The sequence below is a fragment of the Labrenzia sp. 5N genome (genome assembly GCF_012395805.1).
Classification (GTDB): Bacteria; Pseudomonadota; Alphaproteobacteria; order Rhizobiales; family Stappiaceae; genus Roseibium; species Roseibium algicola.
The window spans coordinates 318,461-344,612 of record NZ_JAAZTM010000014.1; the positions used below are offsets into that span (position 1 = coordinate 318,461).

A 26,152-nucleotide genomic window follows, 5' to 3' on the forward strand; every position below is an offset into this window, starting at 1 on the left:
ACAAGCGTAGCGCAGCTGCGCGCAGATCCGGAACCCAGACATATTTCATGCCGCAGGCATGTCCTTAATTCTTGAAAGGCTTGGCGATGCACGGAATAGTCGCACCATGCCCGCTGCCGTCTACATTCTCGCCTCGAACCGCAACGGCACGCTCTATATCGGTGTGACTTCCAACCTTTCGCGCCGCCTCTACGAGCACCAGAACGGCCTGATCGACGGCTTCTCCAAGACCTACGGGGTTACCAGGCTCGTTCATGCAGAACGGTTTGAACGGATGGATGAGGCAATCCTTCGGGAAAAACAGCTGAAGAAATGGCGGCGCAGCTGGAAGATTGACCTCATCGAACGCAGCAATCCGGAATGGCTGGACCTATCGTCGTCGGCGCTCTTGTAAAGCGCCACCCAGACCCCTCGGTTTTCCTGGATACCCGCAGCCTCAACCCACTCACCCGTCCTCCCGGACAAGTGCGGCAACGCCGAACGCTGATCCGGGATCCAGACATCGTCTGCGCCAGAGGCGCGCTCATTTCCCATGGAGAAGGTGACTAAGGAGCGAGCTGCGCTCGCGCTCATGCGCTGGGTTCCGGATCGTCGCGCAGCTTCGCTGCGCTTGTCCGGAATGACTGTGGGGAGGAGAGATCTGCTGGTTTCGCAAGGTCTGACGAGCTGGACCTATCGTCGTCGGCGCTTTTGTAAAGCGCCACGCAGACCCCTCGGTTTTCCTGGATACCCGGAGCCTCAGCCCCACCCACCCGTCCTCCCGGACAAGTGCGGCAACGCCGAACGCAGATCCGGGATCCAGACATTATCTGCGCCGGAGGCGCTCAACTTCTAGGTAGGGAGGACTAAGGAGCGAGCTACGCTCGCACTGACGTGCTGGGTTCCGGATCGGCGCGCAGCTTCGCTGCACTTGTCCGGAATGACGTTGGGGATGAGAGGTTTGCCAGTTCGCCAAGGCATCACGAACAGGAGGCGTTAGCGTCGTAGGGCTGGTCTCGCCGCCGAGCTTATTGTCAAAGACACCTGTCCCTAGCTCCACCCACCCGTCCTCCCGGACAAGTGAGGCAACGCCGAACGCAGATCCGGGATCCAGACATAATCTGCGCCACAGGCGCGCTCATTTCCCATGGAGAGGGGACTAAGGAGCGAGCTACGCTCGCACTGATGTTTAGGGTTCCGGAACGTCGCGCAGCTTTGCTGCGCTTGTCCGGAATGACTGTGAGGAGGAGAGGCTGCGGTCGCCTCGCAGCTTCAGGCTTCCACCGTCATTGCAGGGCTCGACCCTGCAATCCATGCCGTGTCTATTCGACAATCGAAGCTTCTGTGTTGGGCTCCGTCAGGGAATGGATCCCATGGTTAAGCCATGGGATGACGACAAAGCAGGGCGATGCGATCAATCCAAGCCTCGTCATCCCGGTCCGTGGAGCCTTTGAATACCCTCCAGCGGGGGGATTTCTTTACCGTCCCGGACGCCCGCTTTTCTTCGGTCGTCCGCGGTTGCGCTTCTCCTCTGCCGGGTCTTCGTAGGACCCCGCACCGATCTTTGCCCGCACCAGCGGTTTGACCGGGTCTGACGAGCCGAGGGGGACTTCCGTGCGGCCGACGGTCATTTCGTCGAGGGTGTTCTTGCGCACTTTGGCGCTGGGGGTGGGCAGGGCGTTCCGGTCCTTGGCGGCCTGCGCCTTGTCGCGGGCGGTCTGTTTCTTCTTGCCGCTCGCGCCTTCCTTGGTGCCGCCGGCGCCGAACTTGCGGTCGCCCTTGTAGCCGCCGGTCTTGCCGTCGACGTCGGACTGGCGGGCCATGGCGTCGTCGGCGACGGCGAGTTCGGTTGCCTGCAGGCGCTTGATCTCGTCGCGCAGGCGGGCGGCCGTCTCGAAGTCGAGATCGGCTGCGGCATCGCGCATCTGCTTTTCCAGATCCTCGATATGGGCCTTGAGGTTGTGGCCGACGAGGTTGCCTTCCTCGGCGAAGCCGGCGTCGATGGTGACGTGGTCCTGCTCGTAGACGCTTTCCAGAATGTCGCCGATGGAGCGGCGGACGCTTTCCGGGGTGATGCCGTTTTCCTCGTTGTAGGCGAGCTGCTTTTCGCGGCGCCGGTTGGTTTCGGCGATCGCCCGTTCCATGGAGCCGGTCATGTTGTCGGCGTAGAGGATGACCTTGCCGTCGACGTTACGCGCCGCGCGGCCGATGGTCTGGATCAGCGATGTTTCGGAGCGCAGGAAACCTTCCTTGTCCGCATCCAGGATCGCGACCAGCGCGCATTCGGGAATGTCGAGGCCTTCGCGCAGCAGGTTGATGCCGACCAGCACATCGAAAGCGCCGAGGCGCAGGTCGCGCAGGATCTCGATGCGTTCCAGCGTGTCGATGTCGGAGTGCATGTAGCGCACGCGCACGCCGTTCTCGTGCAGATATTCCGTCAGATCCTCGGCCATGCGCTTGGTGAGCGTGGTCACCAGCGTACGGTAGCCTTTCTGGGCCACCTCGCGCACTTCGCCCAGAAGGTCGTCGACCTGGCTGGTAGCCGGGCGGATTTCCACCGGCGGATCGATCAGCCCGGTCGGGCGAATGACCTGCTCGGCAAAGACACCGCCGGACTGGTCCATCTCCCAGGAGCCGGGAGTTGCCGACACCGCGATGGACTGCGGCCGCATGGCGTTCCATTCCTCGAAGCGCAGCGGACGGTTGTCCATGCAGGACGGCAGGCGGAAGCCGTATTCGGCCAGCGTCGCCTTGCGGCGGAAGTCGCCCCGGTACATGGCGCCGATCTGCGGAATGGTGACGTGGCTCTCGTCGGCGAAGACGATGGCGTTGTCCGGCAGATATTCGAACAGGGTGGGGGGCGGCTCGCCCGGCTTGCGGCCGGTGAGATAGCGCGAATAGTTCTCGATGCCGGCGCAGGAGCCGGTGGCTTCCAGCATTTCCAGATCGAACATGGTGCGCTGTTCCAGCCGCTGAGCCTCCAGCAGGCGACCGTGCTGGTTCAGCTCCTCAAGCCGGTGCTTGAGTTCGTCCTTGATCGACTTGATTGCCTGGTTGAGTGTCGGCTTGGGCGTGACGTAGTGCGAGTTGGCGTAGATCTTGACGCTTTTCAGCTCGCCCGACTTCTGTCCCGTGAGCGGATCGAACTCGGTGATCGACTCGATCTCGTCGCCGAACATGGAAATGCGCCAGGCGGTGTCCTCGTAGTGGGCCGGGAACAGCTCGATGGTGTCGCCGCGCACCCGGAAGGTGCCGCGCTGGAAAGCGGCATCGTTGCGCTTGTATTGAAGGGCCACAAGATCGGCGATCAGCTGGCGCTGGTCCATGCGCTCGCCAACCTCGATGGCAAAGGTCATGGCGGTGTAGGTTTCGACCGAGCCGATACCGTAGATACAGGACACCGAGGCGACGATGATGACGTCGTCGCGCTCCAGCAGCGAGCGGGTAGCGGAGTGGCGCATCCGGTCGATCTGCTCGTTGATCGAGCTTTCCTTCTCGATATAGGTGTCCGTGCGCGGCACATAGGCTTCCGGCTGGTAGTAGTCGTAGTAGGAAACGAAATACTCGACCGCGTTGTCCGGGAAGAACGACTTGAATTCGCCGTAGAGCTGGGCCGCCAGCGTCTTGTTGGGCGCCAGGATCAACGCCGGGCGCTGGGTGCGGGAAATCACCTGCGCCATGGTGTAGGTCTTGCCCGAGCCGGTGACACCGAGCAGAACCTGCGTCTGGTCGCCGTTTTCCATGCCTTCCACCAGGTCGGCAATGGCGGTCGGCTGGTCGCCCTTGGGCTCATAGGCGGACTTCAGGACTATCGGCACCCCGCCTTCGGACTTTTCCGGGCGCTCCGGCCGGTGCGGCACCCAGAGCTCGCCGTTCTTGTGCAGGGGGTTGCCGCTTTCGATCAGCGCGGACAGCGCTTCGACGGTCGCCGTGGCACCCTGGTTGCCGGTCAGTTCACCGTACTTGCTTTCCTTGTTCTTCTTCTTGTTGTCTTTCTGGTGCTGCTTGAGCTGCTTTTCGAGGTTTTCGGCCTCTTCCAGCGACATGTCGAGACCGGCCACCGGGTTAAGACCGCCTGCCGCGCGTTCGCGGGCGCTGTCTGCCTTGCCGATGGAGGTGCCGCGCGACGACTTGGTCGGCTTTTCCTTTTTCGCACTTACGGTGGCACCGGCCTTGCGGCCGGACTTCCGTGACGGTGCACCGTCGTTCCGATCCTCTTTTCCCTCACCAGCACTCCGGAGGGCTGCCTTCCTGGGCTCCGGCTTGTCTGCTTCCTGAGATATTTCCGCTGCCCAATCACTGATCGATCCGGACAGGGGCGTTCCCGAAAGTGACTTCTGGGGCGTTTCGCCGAAGCCGTCAGCAGAAGTCGTTTCGTCGGAGGAGGATTTGGTCGGGCGCTTGCTCATGACCGCAATATGGTCCGGTTGCACGCGTGAGGAAAGGGGGTGGTTGCGGGTTTGTTCCGCTTTTTGCCACTTCCTGTCAGTCTCCTGACATAAGGCTGTCAGGAAGTCCGCCGACAGACGGAGGTCAGTGGATGAAGATCAGAAAAAAATCGGCCCGCGAAGGGCAGGTGGTGCGGGCCGATGGAAAAGTTGGACATTGGCCGTTTGATGGGGCCTTGGCCAGTATTGGGCCGGCATCTCGCCCTGTCCGGAAGGTGAGAATGACAGGGCGAGATGCCGGGCAGTTCAGTTCACGACCTGGAGTGCGGTCACCAGGCGGTCGCCGGACACTGTTGTCGTGAAGGTGATCAGGACTTCCGATCCGATCATCAGATCTTGCGAAATGAGCGTATCGGTCAGAAGAAACCTGGACCCGTCTTCTAGGGAAAACAGGCCTTCGAAGGGATCGATGGACAGGATCGTACCTGCGATTTCATCTGCGAGCGCGGACCGAAGGCTGTGCGGGGGCAAAGTCAGCAACAACGGCGCCGTCGCAATCGCGATGAGCCATTTTGGCATTCACGTCTCCTTGTGCAAAAGGGGCGTCAGGAACCGGTCTCGGGGGCTTCGCGGATCCTGGAAAATGAAGGCGGCGCACCGTCAGCCTCCGTCAGTCCGAGGCAGTTTCGTGGCGCAGTGGCATGACGCTGGCTTAGGGCTGAACCTCTATGGAGAGGATCGAGTCGACGCCGTTTTCCGAGCCATTGTAGTGAATGGTGACGGTCTTTCCCGCAGCCAGGGTGTCCGGCACAGCGACGGAGCTGGAAATTGTCTGGAACTGTGTCTTGTCGCTCAGAACAAGCGTACGAGTTGCCGGGTTCCAGGTCTCTACGGAAGCGGTCACGCTGTCGGCAGTTGCGGGCGCCAGGCCGGCAGCAAGGAAGGCAGCACCAAGGACAAAGCCGCGAATGGCCATTGCAGATATCCTTTCAAGGACAGAGATGTTTGAAGGTGCAGTGGTTTCGCGGCCATGACGGCTTGTTGCCAATGTCATGACGGCTTGGGTTCTCTATCCATCTCATGCCTTGGGAAGTCCAAAAGCACTGCCTGGTGAGTGGCTTACGCGGGACGCGCTTGACCCTGCTGACGTGGATTCAGCGCTTGGATTGCGGCGGAAATTTGTTCGAAATCGGGGGTGCAAAAAATATTGTCTGACCAGGTTTCCGGCAGGGTTTAGAGCGCCTTTTCGGCGGGATTTTCGCCACGTTTGGGCGCGTTGGAGGCCCAGGTACACGCGCCGGAAAATACACCTGCAATGGGTGATGTGCCCACGTGAGGCTGTTGTTTCTCTTTGTAAATCTTTTGCGTGCTGCGTAGTTTGCTGAATATTCGGGGTTTCAGTCTCGTGCTATAATCGGCTCCATCAGATCACAAGCAGACAAGCTGCATCTTGCGCGGAGGAGGCGAAAGATGAGACTGAGAACTATTGTTGAAATCACGCTGATGACCGGCATGTTTTACGCGGTAACCCCGGCAGGGGCCGATCCGCTGGACCTGACCCATCAGCCGGATCTGACAGCAGCGAAAGTTGTCCTTGCAAGCCTGGAGGGCGGGCTTGAAGTGCCGCCGATGCCCAACATGTCGCCGCGCCTGTCCGGCGCAGTGGAGCTGCCGGGGTCATCGACGGACAAGGGTCCGTTGATGCAGGTTGCCGGCCGTTGCGGTTCATCGGAGTATTACTGCGACTCGCCCGGTTTCCTTTATTGCTGCGGCAATTCCTCGGAAGGGTTCTACTGCGCTGCCGATGTCAACGGCTGCACGAAGTAACACCCGGTCGCGTCCGCCCACCCCACGGGCGGGCTAGCGGCAGTCGCAAACGGACATGCGTCCCTGCACGGTGGTACGCCACTGGCCGCTCCAGCTGAGACCGTTGCCAAAGCAGATGCCGGGGCATTTGCCCTGCGCATCGGCGTTGTTCCAGATCGGCCCGGCCTGAATTTCACGTCCGGGGCTGGCCTTCTCGCAAGCACAGACCGACATCTGCCCCTGTACCGTCGTATGCCACTGCCCATTCCAGCGCGCTCCCAGCCCGCCGCAGACACGCGGACACTTCGCCTGCGCGTCACCATTGTTCCAGATCGGCCCGGCCTCGACGTTGTAGGTCTGTGCGCTGGCGGGAAGTGAAATGAGCAGGAAGAAGAGCGCTGTGAGCAGCTTCGGCAATCGCATCGGGACCTCCGTAGACAATCGATCCGCCAGAGCTTCCATTACCTCTCGCCGTGTGTCGACCGGGAAGTTCTGTGTGAACGGGTTTCTCGCACGGTGTGGCCCTGCTTCGGCAGGGCCACGATCGGGGATCGCGGTGTCCGTGGGGCGGTCTCTGGAAAATTTTGAGGTCAGAGGCTTACTGGATCCCCGCCTTCGCGGGGATGACAAGCAGAGCGTGGTGGGCCATTGGGCTTAAAGGCGTACGGGGTTGTCTCGCTCAGCATTGTCATCCCGGTTTGGCGCAGCCAGGACCGGGATCCAGTAGTCCTTGGAGCCGGTAAGTGTAAACACAAGAGGTCAGAGGATTACTGGATCCCCGCCTTCGCGGGGATGACAAGGGTAAGCGAGCCGGTCCAGGAAGAAAGCGGGTTCACTCTCCCCGCGGATACCTCTGGCTTTCTTCCACGATGTTCAGGTCCATGTGGTTGCGCATGTAGCGTTCGGAGGCTTTTTGCAGGGGCTGGTAGTCCCAGGGGAAATAGGCGCCGTTGCGCAGAGCTTCGTAGACGATCCAGCGGCGGGCCTGGGACTGGCGCACTTCGGCGTCGAAAGCGGCCATGTCCCATTGTTTCCCTGCGATTTCGGCAAAACGCACGGCGGTCGCGGCATGGGCCGGGTCGGCGGCGAGGTTGGTCAGTTCGTGCGGGTCGTCCGTCACGTTGAAGAGCAGCGGCGGGTCGAGTTCACAATGGATGTATTTCCAGTCGCCCTCCCGGATGCCGACCAGCGGAGCGTAGGAGGCTTCGGCGGCATATTCCATCAGCACCGGTGCGGTACGGGCTTCGCCTTTTGCCAGCGGAACCAGGCTAGTGCCGTCCGTCCAGGGCATGATCTCGCTCATGTCGATGCCGGCGAGGTCGCAGACGGTCGGCAGAACGTCGAGCGTGCTGACCGGATCGGAAATGTGCTTCGGCGCGAGATCCGCGTCGGCAACCATCAGGGGCACGCGGGCCGAGCCTTCGAAGAAGTTCATCTTGAACCACAGGCCACGCTCGCCCAGCATGTCGCCATGGTCGGAGACGAACAGGACGGTGGTGTCCTCGGTCAGGTCCATCGCGTCGAGCGCGTGCAGGATTTCGCCGATCTTGTCGTCCAGATAGGTGATGTTGGCGAAATAGGCCTGTCGCGAGCGGCGGATGTCTTCTTCGGTGATGTTGAAGTTGCGCCAGTCGTTGGCATCGAAGATGCGCTTTGCATGGGGGTCGTGGTCGTCGTAGTCCATCGCCGGAACCTGCGGCAGCAGGTGCTCGCAGTCCTCGTAGAGGTCCCAGTACTTCTGGCGGGCGACATACGGATCGTGCGGGTGGGTGAAGCTGACCGTCAGGCAGAACGGGCGGTCGTATTTGCCGCGGCCGTAGTCGTGGATCTTGCGCACGGCCTGGAAGGCGACATCGTCGTCATATTCCATCTGGTTGGAAATCTCGGCAATTCCGGCGCCCGTGACTGACCCCATGTTGTGGTACCACCAATCGATACGCTCGCCCGGCTTGCGGTAGTCGGGCGTCCAGCCAAAATCGGCAGGGTAGATGTCGGTGGTCAGTCGTTCCTCAAAGCCGTGCATCTGATCCGGACCGACGAAATGCATCTTGCCGGACAGGCAGGTGGTGTAACCGGCGCGGCGCAGATGATGGGCATAGGTCGGGATGTCGGAGGCGAATTCGGCGGCATTGTCGTAGACGCCCGTACGGCGTGGCAGCTGGCCGGACATGAAGCTTGCGCGTGCGGGCGCACACAGCGGCGAAGCGGTGTAGGTGTTCTCGTAGCGAATCGAACGAGCGGCAAGTTTCTTCAGGTTCGGTGCGTGCAGAAACTCCGCCGGGCCGTCCGGAAACAAGGTTCCGTTCAACTGGTCGACCATCAGGATCAGGATGTTCTTGCGCTTTCCCATGCTGCTTCTCCGCCGCGGGTGAGGACCTTGCCGCAAGTGTTAGCTTTTTTTTAATTGAGCGATCAATCAAAAACGGCATAGTATGAAAAACAGGCGTCTTGGTGGCTGGCAATTCTGTCCGGATCAAGGACGTTCAGGGCAGATTTCTTTCGCGCGGACACGTTCACGCGGCGTCATTTCCATAATGAGGACATCAAAAAGAGGGGACATGAAAATGGGAAATCTTAACAAGCACATCCTGCAGTCCGGGGTCTCCCGGCGCAGCATCCTGCAAGGTGCGGCAGCGATCGGCGGAGCGGCTGTTGCCGGTCAGTTCGCTATCGGTCCGGCAGCCGCGCAACCCAAGAAGGGCGGTACGTTCAGGGTTGGCATCGCCGCCGGCAACACCAGTGAAAACTATGATCCGGGCACCTGGGACAATGTCTTCGTGCAGGTGTTCGCCACATCCCGTCATGGCTACCTCATCGAGATCACCGCAGATGGTACCCTGGTGGGCGAAGTGGCGGAAAGCTGGGAGCCGTCTCCCGATGCCACGGTCTGGACCTTCAAGATCCGCCCGGGGATCGAGTATCACAGCGGCGGCACGGTCAAGCCGGAAGACGTGGTGGCCTCGATCAACTATCACCGCGGCGAAAACAGCACCTCGGCGGCGAAGCCTTTCGTCGACCCCATCAAGGACATCAGCGTCGACGGCGACAGTGTCGTGTTCACGCTGGAAGCGGGCAATGCCGACTTCCCGTTCGTGGTCAGCGACTATCACTTGCCGATCATGAAATCCTCCGATGGCAAGATCGATCCGACCAGCAGCGACGGTTGCGGTCCCTACAAGGTCACCAACTACCAGCCGGGTGTCATTGCCGAGCTGACCAGGAACGAGAACTACTGGAAGACCGACCGGGCGCATTTCGACGATGTCAAGCTGCTGACCATCGTTGACCCGGCAGCGCGTCAGTCAGCACTCCTGACCGGCAATGTCGATGTCATCGATCAGGTGGACCTGAAGACCGTCGGCCTGTTCAAACGGTCGCCGAACGTCACGATCCTGTCGACCACGGGCACGCAGCACTACACGTTTGCGATGGATACGCGCACGGCGCCCTTTAGCGACAACAATGTACGTATGGCGCTGAAATATGCTGTCGATCGCCAGGAACTGGTCGACAAGATCCTGTTCGGCTACGGGGCTGTTGGGAACGATCATCCGATCAGCCCGTCAAACCGCTTCTTCGCGGACGACCTGGAGCAGACCACCTACGATCCCGACAAGTCGAAATACTACCTGAAGCAGGCCGGTCTCGATTCCCTCGACGTCAGCCTTTCAGCAGCTGATGCGGCCTTTGGCGGTGCCGTCGATGCGGCCGTGCTTTATTCAAACAGCGCGAGCAAGGCCGGCATCAACATCAAGCCGACGCGCGAGCCGAATGACGGTTACTGGTCCGATGTGTGGATGAAAAAGCCGTTCTGCGCGGTCTACTGGGGCGGACGTCCGACGGAAGACTGGATGTTCTCCGTGGCCTATGCGTCAGGCGCTCCCTGGAACGATACCTACTGGGAGAACGAGCGCTTCAACCAGTTGCTGAAGACGGCACGTTCCGAGCTTGATGAAACCAAGCGTGCCGATATGTACCGCGAAATGCAGAACCTGGTGCGCACCGACGGTGGTGTGATTATTCCGATGTTCGCCAGCTATGTCATGGCGCACAACGAAAAGGTCCAGCATCCGGAAAAGGTTGCCGCCAACTGGACCCTGGACGGTTTCCGCGCCGTCGAACGCTGGTGGTTCGCTTAACAGAACCAAGACGGCACCTGTAGCCGTTAAGGCGAAGGCGGTAGAAACCGCCTCGCCGGATCGACCTTCAAAGCGCTCCTGTTTGGGGCCTTTCCAACGGCCGGCCGGGCAAGTCCCGCCGGCCGCTTTTTTTCAATTGGACTTTTCCGAAATCAATTGTTGGCGAAAGGCCTCGACGTTGACGATCAGGCCCGGCAGCAACCATTGAAACAGCCGCACCACATCGCCAACCGGCTGCGCGTTGGTGTCCCGGGCAATCGCCGCTTGCAGGATTTCCGGTGTCAGTCCGCCAGGGTTGGGCAGCCTACGGGCAAGGTTGACCGCGCAGTCGTGAACGCGTTCGCAGGCCTTGTCATAGTCGGTGGTTTCGATCTGAGGACGCAGTGCATTCCACGCGAGGCGAAAGTAGCTCGGCCAGCGGGCAAGGGCACGATAGTCGGTGTTCACGAACGGCAGGCCGAGCGTACGCATGATGTCGTCGTAGACATCTCGTGTCTGGCTGTCGACGTGGTGCATTTCCATGAGCACCGGTGCTCCCAGTCGCCGCGGCCCGTGTTCGCTGTCGTAGGGTGAAATGGTGCTGTTTTCACCAAGGTCATGGTTCTCGATCAGAAGCCGGGCAGCTGTCGCGATCAGGAGATAGGGCATGTTGCCGTGGGAGAAGACCTCGATCTCGTCTCTTATCCGCTCGAGTTCCTGATCCGCATACCCGCGTTTGCGCAAATCCCTTGTAATTTCCGGAACCGAAAAGGCGGCAACTTCCTGCTCTGCGCATGATCTCAGCTCCGCGCAGGCTGCAACGAATTCCCTCCTTCCGGCAAGGTCTCGCAGTCCACCCCACAAGGCGGCGTAGAAGTTCGGATATTGTGCAAAGGCCATCGTCACCACGCCCATCCATGGCACTTGCAGCACGGCCTTGGTGTCTTCGTAGACAGCGCGCAGCGCTTCGTCGGCACGGATCTCCGGAACCGTGGTCACCTGTGGCAAGGGGGAGGGCTTGCGGCGTTGTAGGGTCTTGCCGGACTGTCCGGCAACCATCGCCGCCAGTGCCTGAAGTCCCGTTTCATAAATGCCGGCAACCACGGAACGTGCCTCCTCTTCTGAAGCGCCTTCAGCACCGAACCTTCCCGACCATTCCACCTCGCAGCCGTTGCCGGTCGCAAGGATCCGGAAAGTCGACGTGTAGTCACGCACGGGAAGGGGGCCAGAGAGGATGCGGTAGCTGTAGGTTCCGGGAACCGTTCCGTCGTCGGTCCGAGCTTCCTGGAGTATCGCGCCGTCCGGCAGTGTCAGGTGGCGCACCGTTCCGGAAGGTGTTTCGCTCGTCTTGCAGTCCGAAACGGCCGGATGCCATGCACCGATCTGGTCAAAACCACCTGCAAGCTGTCGGACCAGGTCCGGATGGACCGGCAGGTCTTTTTTTCGGTGAACGTCGATCATCGTCTTCCTCCCGTTCAAGTTTGGGCAATCGTGAAGTGGCGGCTGTTCATTGGTCGGGTTTGGTCGCGTCATCGGGCTGACGCGACCGGGCCGTTTGTTCAGGCGCCCATCTGCTGAGCGTCGTATTGCGTAACCTGCGGGAAATCATGCTCCGGGTCCGCCACGTGCCGCACATACTGGATCAGGGTGTAGATCCCGATGATCCCGATGGTTTCCAGAAGGGCCTTGTCGGAAAAACCGGCCTGCCGGACTGCATCAAGCGTCTGGGCGGTCACCTGGCCGCGGTTGCGGACGACTTCATTTGCGTAGTCGAGCAGGGCCTGCGTCCGCGCATCCTCCGCGCGGCCTTCCATTGCCGACAGCATCTCGGTTTCGCTGCCGCCCTGCATCTGGCCCACTTTCATGTGAACGTTGACACAATAGTCGCAGCGATTGAGTGCGGAAACGAGCATGGCGACCTGTTCGACCTCCTTGCCCGTCAGTTCTATGCCGTCGTTGACGCCGGCATTGAGCGCAAGGAAACCCTTCAGCACATTTGGGGCATTGCCCGTGACCTTGAAGAGATTGATGACGCCGCCGAATTGCCGCTTGGCCTCATCAAACGCCTCCTTCGTGGCTCCTGTTGCCTGGTTGGGTTCGATTTGAAGCATGTTTGGCATTTGTCGTTTCCTTTCGTCTGTCAACTGACCGACCAGTCAAGTCATGTTTAAACGTGCTCGGACGTCCGGTGTTTGCCGCAACTGGCGGCGGTTAGGGTTTAAGGCTGTTCAGATGAGAGAGGGCGCCGGGGGCAAGAAGGGTGATGTGCGATGGGTCGTTCTGCGCCTTGGCCAGCAGAAGCCCACCCTGAATGAGGCCGATGACGACATCCGCTCCCTTGTCGCAATCGATCCTGGCGAGTGAACCGGTCTCGATGAGCTGGTGCAGGATATCGCGCACCGGGGCTTTCCACGTCGTCAGTGCATGTTTGATGGCCTCGCGTACAGGGGTATCGACGGCCCCGAGTTCAAGGCTCATGTTTCCGACAAGGCATCCTTGTGCAAAGCCGTATCGGGCTTTCCAGTCCCGGTTTGCCCGGGCGGGAACGTCGAAGAGCTGGCGGAGCTTGTCTTCCGGTGCTGCGTCACTGTCGGCAATGTCGCGGAAAGCTTGTCCGAAAGACGTGGCATATCGCTCGATCGCTGCAGCCAGAAGATCCGACTTCGAAGGGAAGTAATGGTACAACGTTCCCTTGTTCACCCCGGCGCTCTTGCAGAGTTCCGTGGTGCCGACGGCACCGAAGTTGCGTCCCAGAAAGAGCTCGGTGGCCGTGTCGATGAGAATGTCGCGTGTCGTGGTCATGTGGAATTGATATTTCCAACTGACCGATCAGTCAATTGATTGACGCTCACCCCAAGTTCACGACGTCGCGAGGTGGGGTCTTGCCGTCTTCAGGTCTGGATGCCTCGAAAACGGCCGAACCGGAACGAGATTGACCCCTGTCAGCAATGCAGCTCCGTGTCGCCAGATTTGATTTAGTTGAAAAAGACGCTTGACCTGGAGTGCACTCCAACCGGTACCTGAGAGAAATCGTTCCGTTCGGAGACTGACATGCGGATTGGCGACCTAGCCGAGAAATCGGGACTTTCGACCGACACCCTGCGCTACTACGAAAAGATCGGCCTTCTGCCGCGTCCCCTGCGGGACGGTGGTGGGCGGCGGGTCTACGATGCAACGATCCTCAGGTGGATCGACTTCCTGGACCGGCTGAAATCGACCGGTATGGGCATCAAGGACCGGCTGCGTTATGCGGACCTGCGTACAAAGGGCGAAGCTTCGTTGACGGAGCGCCGGAAGCTGCTGGAAGCACACAGGGGAAAGGTTGTCGGCGATATTGCCCGGCTCACCGAGATGCTGGACGTCCTGGACGATAAGATTGATCGCTACAGAAGGATGGAAGCGGGTGAGACCGTTGATCCGGCCTTCGAAAGCTGCGCCCGGACCGAACACGGCGCGCCGCCAAGCAAGGAAGCTCCGAAACATGAGCACCGCCCTGGAACGCGGCCGCGCGCTGACGCAGAAACTTAACCCCGACCTGGAAGCCATTCTCAGTGATCGATACGACGATCTTCTGCCCGGATTTTCCGAAAGCCTGATCGAATGGGCTTACGGCCGGCACTATGCCCGGGAGGGCCTCGACCTGAAAACACGCCAGTTGTGCACCATCGCGGCCCTGACCGTACTTGGCGGGCAGACGGCTCCGCAACTCAAGATCAACATTGAACACACGCTTGCCGCCGGTGCGGACCGGAAGGAAGTCGTCGAGGCGATCTGGCAGATGGCTGTCTACGGCGGCCTGCCGGCAGCGATCAACGGCCTCAACGCGGCCCGGGAGGTGTTTGAGGCGCAGGATGCAGCGTAATGGGATGTAAGCACACAGCGTTGCTGCCAAGATAAAACCCGCCGTGGTCATCCCGGATCTTCGCTGCGCTGCGTCCGGGATGACTAAAGACAGTCAGGTGCAAGGCGATTGGATACCGGTGACGCCGGTATCCAACTTCTGCAGAGCCCCCAACTCAGGCTGCGGCGACATCCTGCAGGAACCGGTCGATCCGTGTGGTGACTTCGGCAAGTTGCCGGGTGGCTGCACCGGTGATTTCTTCCACTTCACGGGCCGACAGACTGGTTTCGCTGGAGCCTCGGGAGAGATCGCCGATATTTTCCGATACGCTTGCGGTCTGGCCTGCGGCCTGGGAGACACCGGTGGAGATTTCCGCGGTGGCCCCGGCCTGCTGTTCGACGGAGCTTGCCATGGCGGCTGCGGTCTCGTTGACGGACTCCATCATTTCCATGATCGCGCTGATCGCGTCGACGGCGCCGTTGGTGGCCTGCTGGATTTCGGACACCTGGCTGGAAATTTCCTCTGTTGCCTTGGCCGTCTGACCGGCGAGTGACTTGACTTCCGAGGCAACCACGGCAAACCCCCGCCCGGCTTCGCCGGCGCGTGCGGCTTCGATGGTCGCATTGAGCGCGAGCAAGTTGGTCTGCTCGGCAATTTCCTGGATGAGCTGGACAACGGCACCAATGCGTTCGGCAGCCGCCGACAGGCCCTTGATCTGGTCGTTGGAAGTGCGGGTTGCCCCTGCAACTTCCTCAACGCGCACGAGGGTGTCGTTGACCTGCCGACCGACCTCCTGAACGGAGGCGCTGAGTTCCTCCGTGGCGGCGGCGATGGTCTGGACGTTCTGGCTGGCCTGGCTGGAGGCGGTGCTGACGTCTTCGGACTTGCCCGTCGTCGTGCGGGCAATCTCGGAAAGCTGCTCGGCCGTGTTGTCGAGCTGATGCATGTTGCCGGTCACCGTGGCGAGTGCCTGCTCGATATCCTGACGGAACGAGGCCACAAGCGCATCGACGGTGGCCTGGCGCTGGCGGACACCTTCCTGGCTTGCAAGGGTTTCTTCTTCCAGCCGCATCCGCTCGATTTCCCGGTCACGGAAGGTTGCGACGGCCTGAGCCATGTGACCGATTTCATCCTTGCGGTTTGCAGCCGGAAGATCGAGAGCCGTATCGCCGTCCCTCAGTTTGAGCATCGCGCCGGTCAGGCCCCGGATCGGGCGGATGATGGCAGTGGAGAGCAATACGACGAAGGCGATGCCCAGAAGCAGTGCCAGGGCAAGCGTAATGGTGATCTGCGTTTGAGCGCCGACGGCGCTTGCCAGCGCGGTCGCACCGGAATTGGCGCTGATGATTTCTGCCTGATCCGTCAGGGAGGAGGCGGCGGCGGCAAAGGATTGTTCGCTTGCGCGCAGTGCCGCTGTCGAAGTGACGACTTCGGCAAAGGTAGCTTCCAGTTTCGGCAAGGCATCGCCACCGGCGGTAACAAGCGCCTTGAGTGGACCATTGAGAAGATCATTCAGAGCCTTGTCAGACGTGTTCTTGCCGGCTGAGGTTCGCACCGTGTCCAGATTGCCAAGTTCCGTCCGGGCATCGCCCAGATAGAGCTGGAATGTATCAGCGGCGTTTTGCGAGGATGTGTTCAGATAGTCTGAATACGCGCTGCGGATGCCGAGCACGCTACGCGCCACACTCTGAGTGTAGTTCGACAGAAGAGCGATATCGGCGCTCGCCTTGTCGAAGTCCCGCAGTTCCTTCGTCAGGTCGTCAATCGGTGCTTCGGCGGCCTTGATGATCGTGTCGGCAAGGGTGATCAGTTCAAGGATGGCCGGTTCCAGTTTGTTTTTCCAGGCGCCCTCTTCCGGGGACTTCAGGTGCGCTTTCAGAAGCTTCTCAAAGGACTTGGAGCTTTTGGTGAGGTCCTTGACGCTGTCCTTGATCGTGTCTGTCTTCACCGTGCGGCGAACCGCCTTCGCGTCCTTGTCGAGGGCATCCACCCGGTCCGCCAGTTTCTTTGCCAGGGTCTTGTCTGGTGTTGCCGCAAAGGTTTCGGCTTCCTGCGCCAGCACCACAGTGGTGATGCGCATGTTGCTGAGCCGGGGGCTGACGTTGGACAGGTTGGTCATCTTGCCTTCGTTGGTGATGGCAAGGGCGGATCTGTAGGCGGCAAGGGCCTTGTATTCCTCGAAGGCCTTGTTGGTGGTTGCAACCAGTTCGGAGGTGAGGGTGTCGAGGTTCGCAGCCGCTGTGTCACGGCTTTGCCGTGTGTCGCGCAGCGTCGCAAAGCCGGTCTCCAGGTCGCCGACGATGCTCGCGAACTGCGTTGCCGTCTGGGGTTGGCTTTCAGACAGGGCGAGACTTTCCTGCGAAATCAAGTCAATGTCTGCGGCAACCGCTTCCGCCGTCTGGCTGCTGCCATCGCGACTGAATGTCTGGGCGTGGGACAACAACCGGGGGACGCTCCCCAGAAGTTCGTTGGCGGTCTTCGCCACCGTAACCGAGTTCTTGACCTCAGAGCTTGCGAACAAGCCCCCCGCACCGACCCCGATGGCGCACAACAGCATGGCGCCGAAGCCGATCTGCAGCTGGGTCTTGATCGGCCAGTCGAAAAAGGGGCGCTGCCGTGCCGGTTGTCCGGCCCGCTCATGCTTTGTTGCTGAGGGCTCGGTTGCAGTCTTCCTGAAAGGAAGGTTCACGAACTTCATTCTTGAGCTCCGGACGTTGTCTTGCCGAAAGCATTTTGAATTGAAAGTTTTAAGAAGACCCAAAAGAGAGTTGCATTAATTATGGGCGATCTTTTGTGTGCTTGTTATGCAGGTAAGACTTTGGAAAGTAGTTTTCTGAAGTTATGCAACTTTTCGAGGTGGTTGCTCGGCAGCAGAGATAAATTGTCTATTGCGTCAATCGCTTGGGGTTGTTTTGTGGCGTTTTCTGAAGACGCGCGTTCAAGGCTGACTGCAGTCGGTCGGTTACGGACTGGTCGATATGTGAGTTGCAGGCCAGGGCAAGTTCGACGGTCTGCAGGGTCAGCAGTTTCTTGATCTCCACCCCTTCCTGTGCCGCAACATAGGGAGCCGAAATCAGGCCGCCCAGCCAGAGCTTGGTGTGACCTGACCGCAGCATGTTCGCATTGAGCCCATCTTCGTCCACCAGCACAAGATGGGGATGGCCGGCGTCCTGAAGTTCATTGGTGCTGGTCCAGCCGCCGACGGCTCCGGTCGAATAGCCGAAACTGTCTTCCACTGTCGAAAGTTCTATGGAACTGCCCTTCAAGGCAAAAAGGCCGTATCCGTCGATTTCCAAAGGTCCGACCCAGGTGAAATTCGGTTCGCGTTCCTGAGTGCGCCACAGGGCCATGAAACAATGGTTGGCGTTGCTCTCCACCGCGTTCAGCCCGCGTTTGAACGGCCGCATGTGCATCTCGACCGTTATGCCGGCCTCATCGGCGAGATCTTGTACAAGTTGGGTGACAGTTCCCGAGATTTTCCCGTCTTCACCAGGGAAATAGAGCGGTTTGTAGTCCTCGGTATAGATGACGATTTCAGGTTCGCTGGTTTCCACTGCAGAACTGGTGCTTGCTCCGGCAAGCGATAGTAGTGTCATAAATAACAGTGATAACCTGATGTGCATGAAGGCTCCGGTTCATGCGTCCTGTCTCGAAGTTTCTTGCCGAAAGCTGCGCTTCGGATGCCACAGTATACATATTCGCGACTTCAAGAAGTCAATTCACTTGAGCGCGTCCGGCCTAGTCTTTCCTGTCCTGGCGGTCGCTGTGGCCGAGGTCCTTCTCCGGCCAAAGCAGGTCACGAAGCCGCTGTTTCAGCACCTTGGCCTCCGGAAAGCCTCCATCTGTCTTGCGGTCCCAGACAAGTTGACCGTCGCAGATGATTGTGAAAATGCCTCCGGTGCCCGGAACAAGGGTGACAGCGCCGGCTTCTTCCGAGAAGGTGGACAGGATTTCCTGCGCCATCCATGCGGAGCGCAACAGCCAATTGCATTGGCGGCAGTACGTGATGATGATATGGGGCGATGGGACGTTCGTCATGGCGTCCGGCCAGCTCCTCTGTTTCGCTCGATTGTTCCTGCTTGTGCCACAGCTTTCCTCTGACGCGCCAGACACCATTTTGCCGGACATCCTGGAGGCCTTTGAACGGCATCAGGACCTGCATCGTGTTTGTGGCTCTCCCCTGTCAGCCCGGCCCCAGCCTGGGCTGACAAACCGCGTGTTCAGGCTGGAGGCTGAGAAGGGCACGTTCTTCCTGCGGCTTCCCCGTCTGGAAGCGGCAGGCAACATCGACAGGAAGGCAGAGGCAAGAAACCTGATGCTCGCCGCTGCGACTGGAATTGCCGTGCCACCGGTATTTTGTGATGCGGAGGCCGGCATTCTGGTGACCCGCGCCGTCGAGGTCACCGGCAGCCCTGCCGATCTTTCGGAGCAGCCGTCGTACAGCCTGGCCCGTGCACTCGGCGAGGCATTGGGGCAATTGCATGGGTCCGGTGTGACCTTCGAAGGGCTGCTCGATCCGGACAGCGTGCTTCAGGCGCAGTGGCAAGGTCTTCGGGACGCAGTTCGGTGCCGGGAGGAAATGACCGGGCTGGAAATAGTGTTGCAGCCGATCGGTGCCGGCACCGCTGGTGGTGCTGGCCGGATGCTTGTTCCGAGCCATGGCGATCCATCCCCCGGCAACTGCCTCATGTCATCCGACCAGCTCTGGCTGATTGACTGGGAATTCTCAGGCATGTCGGATCCCGCCTGGGATCTTGCCTACGCCGTTCTGGAGCACGAGATGAGTGCGGATGAGGAACAGGTGTTCCTGCAAGCCTATGCAGCAACGGGCGCTGCGGTGCCCGAGACCGATCGTCTTGGTGTCATGAAAGCCAAATGCGATGCCGTGTCGGCCCTCTGGGCGCTGGAGCAGGTGGCGGCGGGGCGAGACGAGGAGGTGTTTCTTCCCTTTGCACGGCAGCGGCGGGGCCGGGCGCTCCGGCAACTGGCCCGTCTTTCCTGAGCGCCCGGAACAGCACCGAAGGCTTGAAAGCCGGGATCAGTTGAGCGGATCCGGCCACTTTGGATCAGCCAGGCACTGGCTGTATCTGTTCGACATCCGGTTGCGCAGAGGCTGGTTTTCGGGCTCGGCCAGAAGCTGGTCCCAGATGCGGTCCGATTTCAGATATTCAAGCGTACAGCCGCAAGCGGCTTCGCAGATTTCTGTCGTGGCGGTCGTACCCTGGCAGGAAACCGTGCAATTGCGCACGAAGGCATTGGCGGAGCGGTCCATCTCCGGGCCGATCTGAGTTGCCGTCCACACAAGGCCGAACAGCAAGGGCTGATGCAGCAGATAGACTGGCAGGGAATGGCGGCCGAAGAACCGCGTCAGCCGGCCGGGACGGTTGGCGAATGTCAGTCCGGACAGCGTCTGCCACAGATTGATCTTTCGGAAAATCTTCGAGATGGCGACGCCCGCCAACGTCACTCCGGCCCAGGGCGCCAGCGGCACATAATCCACACTGGCAAAATCCGGTGTGCCGAGCCCTGTCCACAGCCAGAGCTGGCCGTCGAAGGCGGATGAAGCTGCCCAGAAGGGCAAAGAGAAAACGAACGCCGCAGCAAGCCCGGCAAAGACGAACGGAAGGCGCGTGAAGGGAAGGGCGATCACGCTGGACAGGGCAATGGAATGGAGAATGCCGAAACGGACAAAAGTATCGCCGAAAGTGAAATAGGTGACCAGCGACACGGCGGCAGCGGCTGCGACGATCACGGCAAGGCGTCGCCAGAAGGCATGCCAACGGATGCCCAGGTGGTGGGCGAAATCCAGGCTGACGCCGGCCAGAAGCAGGAAGCTGCCGGCGATCGAGGCGGCGAACATGCGCCAGCCTGTGCCCTGGGCAACGGGCCAGTCGACATAGGCAAACCAGGAAAGGTCCCAGGAGAAATGGTAGATCGCCATGGCGACAACAGCTAGGCCGCGGGCAAGATCAAGCACGGCCAGACGCGTTGAACGCATTAAGGAACTCTCTGAACGATGACCGGTACCGGTTTCGAGCGGTAGTGCCGGTATGGATTAGCTGCTGAACGCCACGACCAGTGTCGTGATCAGGGCCGACGCAGCGAGCATTGCGCCGACATATGGCCATGGAGACGGACGATGGACGGTAAACACGTCTTGGTTCGCCGGGTCTTGCAGCATGCCCTCAACTCCCTTGTCCCACCACGAAGTGGGGCAAGAGTGGGCCAAATGTCCGGCAGCGAAAAGATAGTAAATCAATTGCTAACCGGTTTTCCCAAGGAAAACGACCTGATGTGGAAGACCCGGCAAAAATGACCTAGCCGGTTTGACCCGCCGAACGTCTTGAAGCCCGGGCGAAAACAGCGCTGTGTCGGCCGTCAGAGGTCAAGCGCATCGAGACCGGCTTCCAGGTGATCGGCCAGGAGCGGCATGCCGAGAAGATAGGTTGCTGTCGAACCGGCGGCGCGATCGCGTGCCTCGTCGACCGCTTGCTGGAAGTCCTCAGCCTCGAAGTCACCGCGGCCGATCCAGGAGATAGCCACCAGTTCGGCAGCTTCATCCACGTTGAGATCCTCGATCAGCTCCCGCAGTTCCTCGTCGGAGAGGTCGTCGTTTTCCTCCTCCGCAAGGCCATCGTGACCGTGACTTTGCTCCAGGGCATCGGCGTCGAATTCGACGTCGCCTTCATGGCCGTCCTCGAACGTATCCTGAAGAGACGATGCAACTGCCCGCGCCTTCTGGGCGAGCAGGCGGATCGTGTCTGCTGAAAGTGTGAGGTCGATGTCCATTACTGCCTCCGACAAACCCTTCGTTTCTTTATCGATCCACTTTTCGCCGTTGGCAATGGTCATGATGTGAAATCCCTCACTGGCGCCGGTTGCATCGACGTAATAGTACCACTTGAGGGCAAATGCCCCGTAGCGGATTTTGTTCCACATGGCTTGCCGGAAGTTTCCGAACGCACTCGCAAAGACCTGGACTGCGGTTATCCCCGGTATTCAAGGTCGCGCCATGTGACTCTGGTTAATTCCGATCGATGCCAGCCTAGAACCGCGTGCGGTCTTGCAGATGACATGTGATCTTGCTTTACTTGGCGAACGAACAAATTCCTGTCCTTGACCATGATCAACAGCGGACGCACCCAGCGGACCACCTGAGGGCGGTGAGGCAGCTGGCACTTGCACAAATGCACTGCGGGGCTGTTTTGGATGAAGGTTCAAAGAGAACCATAGTTGGGCAGGAAAAGTTATCCGGGGGCGGACCGGGCACTGAGGCCCGGCACTCATGTGCCAAGCATGAGGCCGGGTCTCGGCTTTTGAAAGGTCGGGCCCCAGGCGCTGATCTTGACTTCCTGAAACGGATGGAGCCGCCGCGGCGGCTCCTTGTATGTCAAGCTGTCAGAACATGGCGCTTGCCGGTCGACCGGCGTTTGCCGGTGCCTGGCCGGTTGCTGAGTGCGCGACGGGCTCGGTCTTCGGGACACCGTTCGTGTTGGCCGGGTTTGCCATCGCCGCTGCTGCGACCAAAGCGGTTGCCAGCAGCATGCCCAGAAAGATTGCCTGCAACAGCGGCCGGGCTTCATGCAGGTCGCTTTTGGAGGGGACGGACTTTCTGGTTTTCTGGTTATCTACGCGTGCCATGGTGAAGATCAGTCAGCTTCGAGCGGTTGTATTTCGGTTTCTGTCAGTCTGCCTGCGCTTGAACGCCGGTCAGGTCCTGAAACAGTCGGCGGGCCAGCAGACGGGTAACGGCAGCCATGGTCAGGAACGCGACCATCGGCAGCACCAGTGACGGCTCCAGTGCGGACATCAACATCAACAGGCCTGCTGCCACTATGAACAGCAAAACCGGTGGGAAGCTTACGTTCTGCGACTTGATGGTCGCCTGTACGGTCGTTGCGTGGGCCATTGGCTCCTCCATCCGCTGGGATGAGTTCAATCTCGTTTGAAATTGCGCCGGCACGCGGACGCGATTTAGACATGCACCGTGTGTTTTCGTGACTATTTTGCGGCAAATTCGATCTATTTGCTGCCGCCTTGGCAAGGCGGCACAATAGGTAGTGTCCGTGCTCCGAATGGCGCTGCATTCAGGAGGGCGACGGTACTGTTTTCCATTCCGGCAGTTTTGATGTGCGAAGGTGGAAGGCTGTGGTTCCAGGGTCTGAAACCGGCCAATTAAGCTTTCGTAAAATTGACAATACAACTTCTCATAAAAACGTATTGCATTGTTTAATTACTGTAAAAACTGACATAACCCAGATATTTTACGATGCGATTTTAGTGTTTGTTTGCATTTCGGAAGCATGCTTGCTCGCCGGGACATCCGATACAAACAGACCAGGCATGGAATGACGATAAACGCTGCGCAGAGCGCCACGGTGGGCAAGCCGACAGACCCAGTAACGTCGACAGAACCATCGGTCCAGAAGGCCGGTGAGCCGCCGGCCTTGTCGCTGGCGGGTATCCAGTTTTTCATTGCCGATATCAGCAAGAAAACCATTCTCTGGCACGAGGTCGGTTCCCAGAGTTTCAATAGCGAAGTGCGGGATCTGCAGGAGGCGCCCTCCAACGAGGCGCTGCGCCACCTGTCGCCAGAGGATCGGAAGACCATTCTCCGGCTGGTCCAGGGTGCGATCCGGGAAGGCCAGGCCGGGCCGTTCGACGTCGGCGGCGGGCCGGACCACCGTATCCCGGGCATTCCGATCGTTGCCTATCGATACGAGTTGCCAGACGGCAAGATCCTTGCGATCTGCTTCCCCTCCATCGGTGAGAATGACAATAATCCGGGCCGGGTCGTACTGGGACTGGCGCCGATCCTCCAGCATTTCGTCGCGTCCTCCACCCGTGTTGTGCTGCTGGTCGACAATTTCGGCTACGTGCGCTTTGCCAGCGATGGTTTTCTCAAGAGCTTCCAGATCGAGGATGCTCGCCTGATCCTGGGGCGCAACATTGCCCATATCCAGAACCGGGTCGGGCGAACGATCGTCTCCCTGACGCTCGCGGCATTGACGCGCCGGGCCAGTGCGACCGGGCGTGGCAAGTTTCTGCTGGCGTCCAACGACAGCGTCGAACTGAAATATGACGCCATGTATTTTCGTGTCGGCGGAACGGTGGGCGGGGTGCTGTTTTCAGCCGGCCATGCCGGCGGTGATGTCGACTTTGCCAGGGTCTTCGAAGCGTGCAGCGCGCCGATCCTGGTGGTCAACATCAAGTCAAAGATCATCATCGCGGCGAACAACGCAGCGATGAAGACCTACCATCTGACATCGGACGTCCTCGACAGCCGTCCGATCACCGAGATGCTGCTTCACCCGAGCAATTATGCGTCCCTGTTGACCTCTGCCAAAGACGCCTCGGAAGTTCCCCTGTCGGTGCCGGTGACGGTGCTCAATGGCCAGACCAAGAAAAAGCGCTTCAAGTGCACGATCATCGATGAGGACAAGGACGATCCGAAGCTGATCCTTGAAACGAGAAGCTGACCCTCGACAGGCACTGAGAGCGACTGAAACAGTACTTTTATGCCGCTGATGCTGCGTCACTGCCGTGGTGTTCCACGGCCCAAAGGTAGACCCGTCCAAGGATTTCGGTCAGGCTCCGGCCTTTCGGTGTGAGGGCATAGCGGACGCGGCGGTGGGCGTCGTCCAGTTCGGTACGAGCGACCAGTCCAATCTCTTCCAGGTGGCGCAGTTCCTGGGTCAGCACCTTGCGGCTGATCGGTTTCAGTGTCCGCTGTAGTTCCAGAAAATGATGATCCTTAGCGGTCAGGCAATGCAGAACCCTTGGGGTGTGTTTGCCGCCGATGCTTTTCAGCGTGTCGGCAACGGGACAGTCCTGCGTGCCAGGCAGGCGCCAGAGGGATGCGATCGGTTCGCTCATGTCCGTCTCCACCGGTTCGCCGGAGCCAATGGCCCGTCCGGGTTACCAAAAGGTGCCTAATTGAACGTGTTTCCGCGTCCGCCTAGGTGAAGAGCCAACCTATCACCAGGAAGAGAACGGCGGCAAACATGTCCGAGATCCAGATCCACACTATCCCGATCCTGCCATTCGGCATGGTCAACGCGTTTCTGCTGACCTTTGCCGGTGGTGCCGTGCTTGTGGACACCGGGTTGCCAGGCAGTGAGACCAAGATAGAGAAGGGGCTGGCGAAGGTCGGGCTTTGCCTTGCCGATCTGAAGCTGATCGTGGTGACCCACGGCCATATCGACCATGCGGGCAGCGCCAAGCGTCTTCAGAAACTGTCGGGCGCGCCAATCGTGCTGCATGAAGGTGATTTACCCTATTGCCGGGGCCAGGCTCCCATCCTGAAGCCTTCGGGGTTCTTCGGTCGGCTGTTCAAGCTTTCAGGCGCGATCGAACGGCCGTTTGCGAAGGTGGAGCCGGACATTCTTCTGTCAGGGGACCAGACACTGGATCTGACAGCCTATGGCGTGCAAGGTGTCATCATGCCGACGCCAGGCCACACGCCCGGATCGCTGTCGCTACTGCTTGACGATGGTGCTGTCCTCGCGGGGGATCTGGCGGCGTCCGGCATTCTTTTGGGCGGAATCGCGCTGAAGGGTCGGCCCAAGCCGCCTCCCTTCGAAGAAGACCCGCTTCAGGTCGGCCGTTCGCTGAAATTTCTGCTGTCCAAGGGGGCAAAACGCTTCTATCTCGGCCATGGCGGACCGCTTGATGCCGAGGTGATTGAAAGATACGCCGGCAAACTGGCGCAAGCGGCCTGAAAACTCCCGTTCTTCTCCGGATTTGGTCTTGTTTTCCGCAGCGCACGGATCTAGGGTCCGCGCGCTGTTAATCCCGTTTCCCCCTGGAGGACATTATGGGCTTTCTTGCTGACGCATTGGCGCGTGTTAAACCTTCTGCGACCATCGCCGTCACCAACAAGGCACGCGAGCTTAAAGCCGCAGGCCGCGATGTAATCGGTCTCGGAGCTGGCGAGCCGGATTTCGATACCCCGGAAAACATCAAGACAGCCGCCATCAAGGCCATCACCGACGGCAAGACCAAGTACACTGCTGTCGATGGTATTCCGGAGCTGAAGGCGGCCATCGTCGAAAAGTTCAAGCGGGAAAACGGGCTCACTTACGAAACCAGCCAGATCACCGTGGGAACCGGCGGCAAGCAGGTGCTTTACAACGCGCTGATTGCAACGCTGAACCCGGGCGATGAAGTCATCATTCCGACCCCTTACTGGGTAAGCTATCCGGACATGGTGCTGCTCGCAGGCGGTGAACCGGTGATCGTGGAAGCGGACAAGTCGACCTTCAAGATTACCCCGGAAGCACTCGATGCGGCGATCACATCGCGCACCAAGTGGCTGATCTTCAACTCTCCGTCCAACCCGTCCGGTGCGGCCTATACGGAAGCTGAACTGAAGGCGCTCTGCGATGTGCTGATGAAGCACCCCCATGTCTGGGTCATGACCGACGACATGTATGAGCACCTCGTCTATGACGACTTCAAGTTCACCACGCCTGCTCAGGTGGAGCCTGCTCTTTACGAGCGCACGCTGACCGTCAACGGTGTGTCGAAGGCCTATGCAATGACCGGCTGGCGTATCGGTTATGCCGGCGGCCCGGCAGACCTGATCAAGGCCATGGCCAAGGTTCAGTCGCAGTCGACCTCCAACCCTTGCTCCATCGCCCAGTGGGCGGCGGTCGAGGCGCTGAACGGCACCCAGGACTTCATCCCGAAGAACAACGAAGTCTTCAAGGGACGCCGGGACCTGGTTGTCTCCATGCTTAACCAGGCCAACGGCATTTCGTGCCCGGTGCCGGAAGGCGCGTTCTACGTGTTCCCGTCCTGCGCCGGTACAATCGGCAAGACGGCCCCTTCCGGCAAGGTGATCGAGAGCGACGAGGACTTCGTCTCCGAGCTTCTGGAAGCTGAAGGTGTCGCCGTCGTTCACGGTTCGGCTTTCGGGCTTGGTCCGAACTTCCGCATTTCCTATGCGACCTCGACCGAAGCTCTGGAAGAAGCCTGCACGCGCATCCAGCGTTTCTGCGGGAACCTGAAATAAGCTT

Annotated in this window: 25 protein-coding genes; 9 read left to right on the forward strand and 16 right to left on the reverse strand. The window is 59.9% G+C overall.

Annotated elements, in window-relative coordinates; genetic code table 11:
* Positions 1 to 106: 106 nt before the first annotated feature.
* Positions 107 to 394, forward strand: coding sequence for a GIY-YIG nuclease family protein (locus tag HEP89_RS15045; protein WP_077292173.1), 288 nt, complete (start codon positions 107 to 109; stop codon positions 392 to 394).
* A 1,063-nt stretch (positions 395 to 1,457) separates the two neighbouring features.
* Here HEP89_RS15045 and uvrB read toward each other — a convergent pair.
* From uvrB to HEP89_RS15060, 3 genes are all read right to left on the reverse strand, one after another.
* Positions 1,458 to 4,388, reverse strand: coding sequence for an excinuclease ABC subunit UvrB (uvrB, locus tag HEP89_RS15050; RefSeq protein WP_168692394.1), 2,931 nt, complete (start codon positions 4,386 to 4,388; stop codon positions 1,458 to 1,460).
* A 285-nt stretch (positions 4,389 to 4,673) separates the two neighbouring features.
* Positions 4,674 to 4,946 carry a DUF1344 domain-containing protein gene (locus HEP89_RS15055; protein ID WP_077292174.1) on the reverse strand — a complete coding sequence of 91 codons (273 nt, stop codon included), beginning with the start codon at positions 4,944 to 4,946 and terminating at the stop codon, positions 4,674 to 4,676.
* 133 nt (positions 4,947 to 5,079) lie between these two features.
* Entirely contained in the window at positions 5,080 to 5,343 is a 264-nt protein-coding gene (locus HEP89_RS15060; RefSeq protein ID WP_168684768.1) for a hypothetical protein, read from the reverse strand.
* Positions 5,344 to 5,837: 494 nt separating this feature from the next.
* On the opposite strand from HEP89_RS15060, the gene HEP89_RS15065 reads away from it, so the two are divergent.
* Positions 5,838 to 6,194: a hypothetical protein gene (locus HEP89_RS15065; RefSeq protein ID WP_077292175.1), complete on the forward strand. Its 357-nt coding sequence runs from the start codon at positions 5,838 to 5,840 to the stop codon at positions 6,192 to 6,194.
* A 33-nt stretch (positions 6,195 to 6,227) separates the two neighbouring features.
* On the opposite strand, the gene HEP89_RS15070 is transcribed toward HEP89_RS15065, so the two are convergent.
* Both HEP89_RS15070 and betC read right to left on the reverse strand, forming a co-directional pair.
* A complete protein-coding gene (locus HEP89_RS15070) occupies positions 6,228 to 6,596 on the reverse strand; it encodes a mannan-binding lectin (protein WP_197923222.1) in 369 nt (122 codons plus the stop codon).
* Between the two features lie 409 nt (positions 6,597 to 7,005).
* Positions 7,006 to 8,523 (reverse strand): choline-sulfatase, encoded by a 1,518-nt coding sequence (gene betC, locus HEP89_RS15075; RefSeq protein ID WP_077292176.1) that lies wholly within the window; start codon positions 8,521 to 8,523, stop codon positions 7,006 to 7,008.
* A gap of 214 nt (positions 8,524 to 8,737) precedes the next feature.
* On the opposite strand from betC, the gene HEP89_RS15080 reads away from it, so the two are divergent.
* On the forward strand, positions 8,738 to 10,312 hold the full coding sequence (locus HEP89_RS15080; RefSeq protein ID WP_035909848.1) for an ABC transporter substrate-binding protein: 1,575 nt from the start codon (positions 8,738 to 8,740) through the stop codon (positions 10,310 to 10,312).
* A 132-nt stretch (positions 10,313 to 10,444) separates the two neighbouring features.
* Here HEP89_RS15080 and HEP89_RS15085 read toward each other — a convergent pair whose 3' ends face one another.
* The 3 genes from HEP89_RS15085 to HEP89_RS15095 form a co-directional block, all read right to left on the reverse strand.
* The gene (locus tag HEP89_RS15085) at positions 10,445 to 11,752 is read right to left on the reverse strand and encodes an SRPBCC family protein (protein ID WP_168692396.1); all 1,308 of its coding nucleotides are present in this window, start codon (positions 11,750 to 11,752) and stop codon (positions 10,445 to 10,447) included.
* A 98-nt stretch (positions 11,753 to 11,850) separates the two neighbouring features.
* A complete protein-coding gene (locus HEP89_RS15090) occupies positions 11,851 to 12,411 on the reverse strand; it encodes a carboxymuconolactone decarboxylase family protein (RefSeq protein WP_168692397.1) in 561 nt (186 codons plus the stop codon).
* Between the two features lie 91 nt (positions 12,412 to 12,502).
* Positions 12,503 to 13,093 (reverse strand): TetR/AcrR family transcriptional regulator, encoded by a 591-nt coding sequence (locus tag HEP89_RS15095; protein WP_168692398.1) that lies wholly within the window; start codon positions 13,091 to 13,093, stop codon positions 12,503 to 12,505.
* A 249-nt stretch (positions 13,094 to 13,342) separates the two neighbouring features.
* On the opposite strand from HEP89_RS15095, the gene HEP89_RS15100 reads away from it, so the two are divergent.
* Complete coding sequence (locus HEP89_RS15100; RefSeq protein WP_168692399.1) at positions 13,343 to 13,819, forward strand: MerR family transcriptional regulator; 477 nt, start codon at positions 13,343 to 13,345, stop codon at positions 13,817 to 13,819.
* A complete protein-coding gene (locus HEP89_RS15105; RefSeq protein ID WP_062487764.1) occupies positions 13,773 to 14,153 on the forward strand; it encodes a carboxymuconolactone decarboxylase family protein in 381 nt (126 codons plus the stop codon). The genes HEP89_RS15100 and HEP89_RS15105 overlap by 47 nt, the downstream gene beginning before the upstream one ends.
* Before the next feature lie 154 nt (positions 14,154 to 14,307).
* Here the strand turns inward: HEP89_RS15105 and HEP89_RS15110 are convergent, their stop codons facing one another.
* The 3 genes from HEP89_RS15110 to HEP89_RS15120 form a co-directional block, all read right to left on the reverse strand.
* Complete coding sequence (locus HEP89_RS15110) at positions 14,308 to 16,830, reverse strand: HAMP domain-containing methyl-accepting chemotaxis protein (RefSeq protein WP_168692400.1); 2,523 nt, start codon at positions 16,828 to 16,830, stop codon at positions 14,308 to 14,310.
* A 187-nt stretch (positions 16,831 to 17,017) separates the two neighbouring features.
* Entirely contained in the window at positions 17,018 to 17,728 is a 711-nt protein-coding gene (locus HEP89_RS15115) for a transporter substrate-binding domain-containing protein (RefSeq protein WP_168692401.1), read from the reverse strand.
* 142 nt (positions 17,729 to 17,870) lie between these two features.
* A complete protein-coding gene (locus HEP89_RS15120; RefSeq protein ID WP_168692402.1) occupies positions 17,871 to 18,170 on the reverse strand; it encodes a SelT/SelW/SelH family protein in 300 nt (99 codons plus the stop codon).
* On the opposite strand from HEP89_RS15120, the gene HEP89_RS15125 reads away from it, so the two are divergent.
* Positions 18,169 to 19,134: a choline/ethanolamine kinase family protein gene (locus HEP89_RS15125; protein WP_168692403.1), complete on the forward strand. Its 966-nt coding sequence runs from the start codon at positions 18,169 to 18,171 to the stop codon at positions 19,132 to 19,134. The genes HEP89_RS15120 and HEP89_RS15125 overlap by 2 nt on opposite strands.
* A 36-nt stretch (positions 19,135 to 19,170) precedes the next feature.
* On the opposite strand, the gene HEP89_RS15130 is transcribed toward HEP89_RS15125, so the two are convergent.
* The 4 genes from HEP89_RS15130 to HEP89_RS15145 all read right to left on the reverse strand — a co-directional run bounded on the left by HEP89_RS15130 (position 19,171) and on the right by HEP89_RS15145 (position 22,041).
* The gene (locus HEP89_RS15130; RefSeq protein ID WP_168692404.1) at positions 19,171 to 20,130 is read right to left on the reverse strand and encodes a heparan-alpha-glucosaminide N-acetyltransferase; all 960 of its coding nucleotides are present in this window, start codon (positions 20,128 to 20,130) and stop codon (positions 19,171 to 19,173) included.
* 380 nt (positions 20,131 to 20,510) lie between these two features.
* Positions 20,511 to 21,071, reverse strand: coding sequence for a DUF3775 domain-containing protein (locus HEP89_RS15135; RefSeq protein WP_353622309.1), 561 nt, complete (start codon positions 21,069 to 21,071; stop codon positions 20,511 to 20,513).
* A gap of 459 nt (positions 21,072 to 21,530) precedes the next feature.
* Positions 21,531 to 21,773, reverse strand: coding sequence for a hypothetical protein (locus HEP89_RS15140; RefSeq protein ID WP_022997977.1), 243 nt, complete (start codon positions 21,771 to 21,773; stop codon positions 21,531 to 21,533).
* 43 nt (positions 21,774 to 21,816) lie between these two features.
* Positions 21,817 to 22,041 (reverse strand): hypothetical protein, encoded by a 225-nt coding sequence (locus tag HEP89_RS15145; RefSeq protein WP_145915727.1) that lies wholly within the window; start codon positions 22,039 to 22,041, stop codon positions 21,817 to 21,819.
* A 439-nt stretch (positions 22,042 to 22,480) separates the two neighbouring features.
* Between HEP89_RS15145 and HEP89_RS15150 the strand changes: the two genes are divergently transcribed.
* Positions 22,481 to 23,611 carry a hypothetical protein gene (locus HEP89_RS15150; RefSeq protein ID WP_208993780.1) on the forward strand — a complete coding sequence of 377 codons (1,131 nt, stop codon included), beginning with the start codon at positions 22,481 to 22,483 and terminating at the stop codon, positions 23,609 to 23,611.
* A gap of 37 nt (positions 23,612 to 23,648) precedes the next feature.
* Here HEP89_RS15150 and HEP89_RS15155 read toward each other — a convergent pair whose 3' ends face one another.
* Entirely contained in the window at positions 23,649 to 24,008 is a 360-nt protein-coding gene (locus HEP89_RS15155; protein ID WP_077292189.1) for a helix-turn-helix domain-containing protein, read from the reverse strand.
* A gap of 128 nt (positions 24,009 to 24,136) precedes the next feature.
* On the opposite strand from HEP89_RS15155, the gene HEP89_RS15160 reads away from it, so the two are divergent.
* The gene (locus tag HEP89_RS15160; protein ID WP_168692405.1) at positions 24,137 to 24,853 is read left to right on the forward strand and encodes an MBL fold metallo-hydrolase; all 717 of its coding nucleotides are present in this window, start codon (positions 24,137 to 24,139) and stop codon (positions 24,851 to 24,853) included.
* 95 nt (positions 24,854 to 24,948) lie between these two features.
* Positions 24,949 to 26,148, forward strand: a complete 1,200-nt coding sequence (locus HEP89_RS15165) for a pyridoxal phosphate-dependent aminotransferase (protein WP_022997972.1) — start codon at positions 24,949 to 24,951, stop codon at positions 26,146 to 26,148.
* Positions 26,149 to 26,152: the final 4 nt, after the last annotated feature.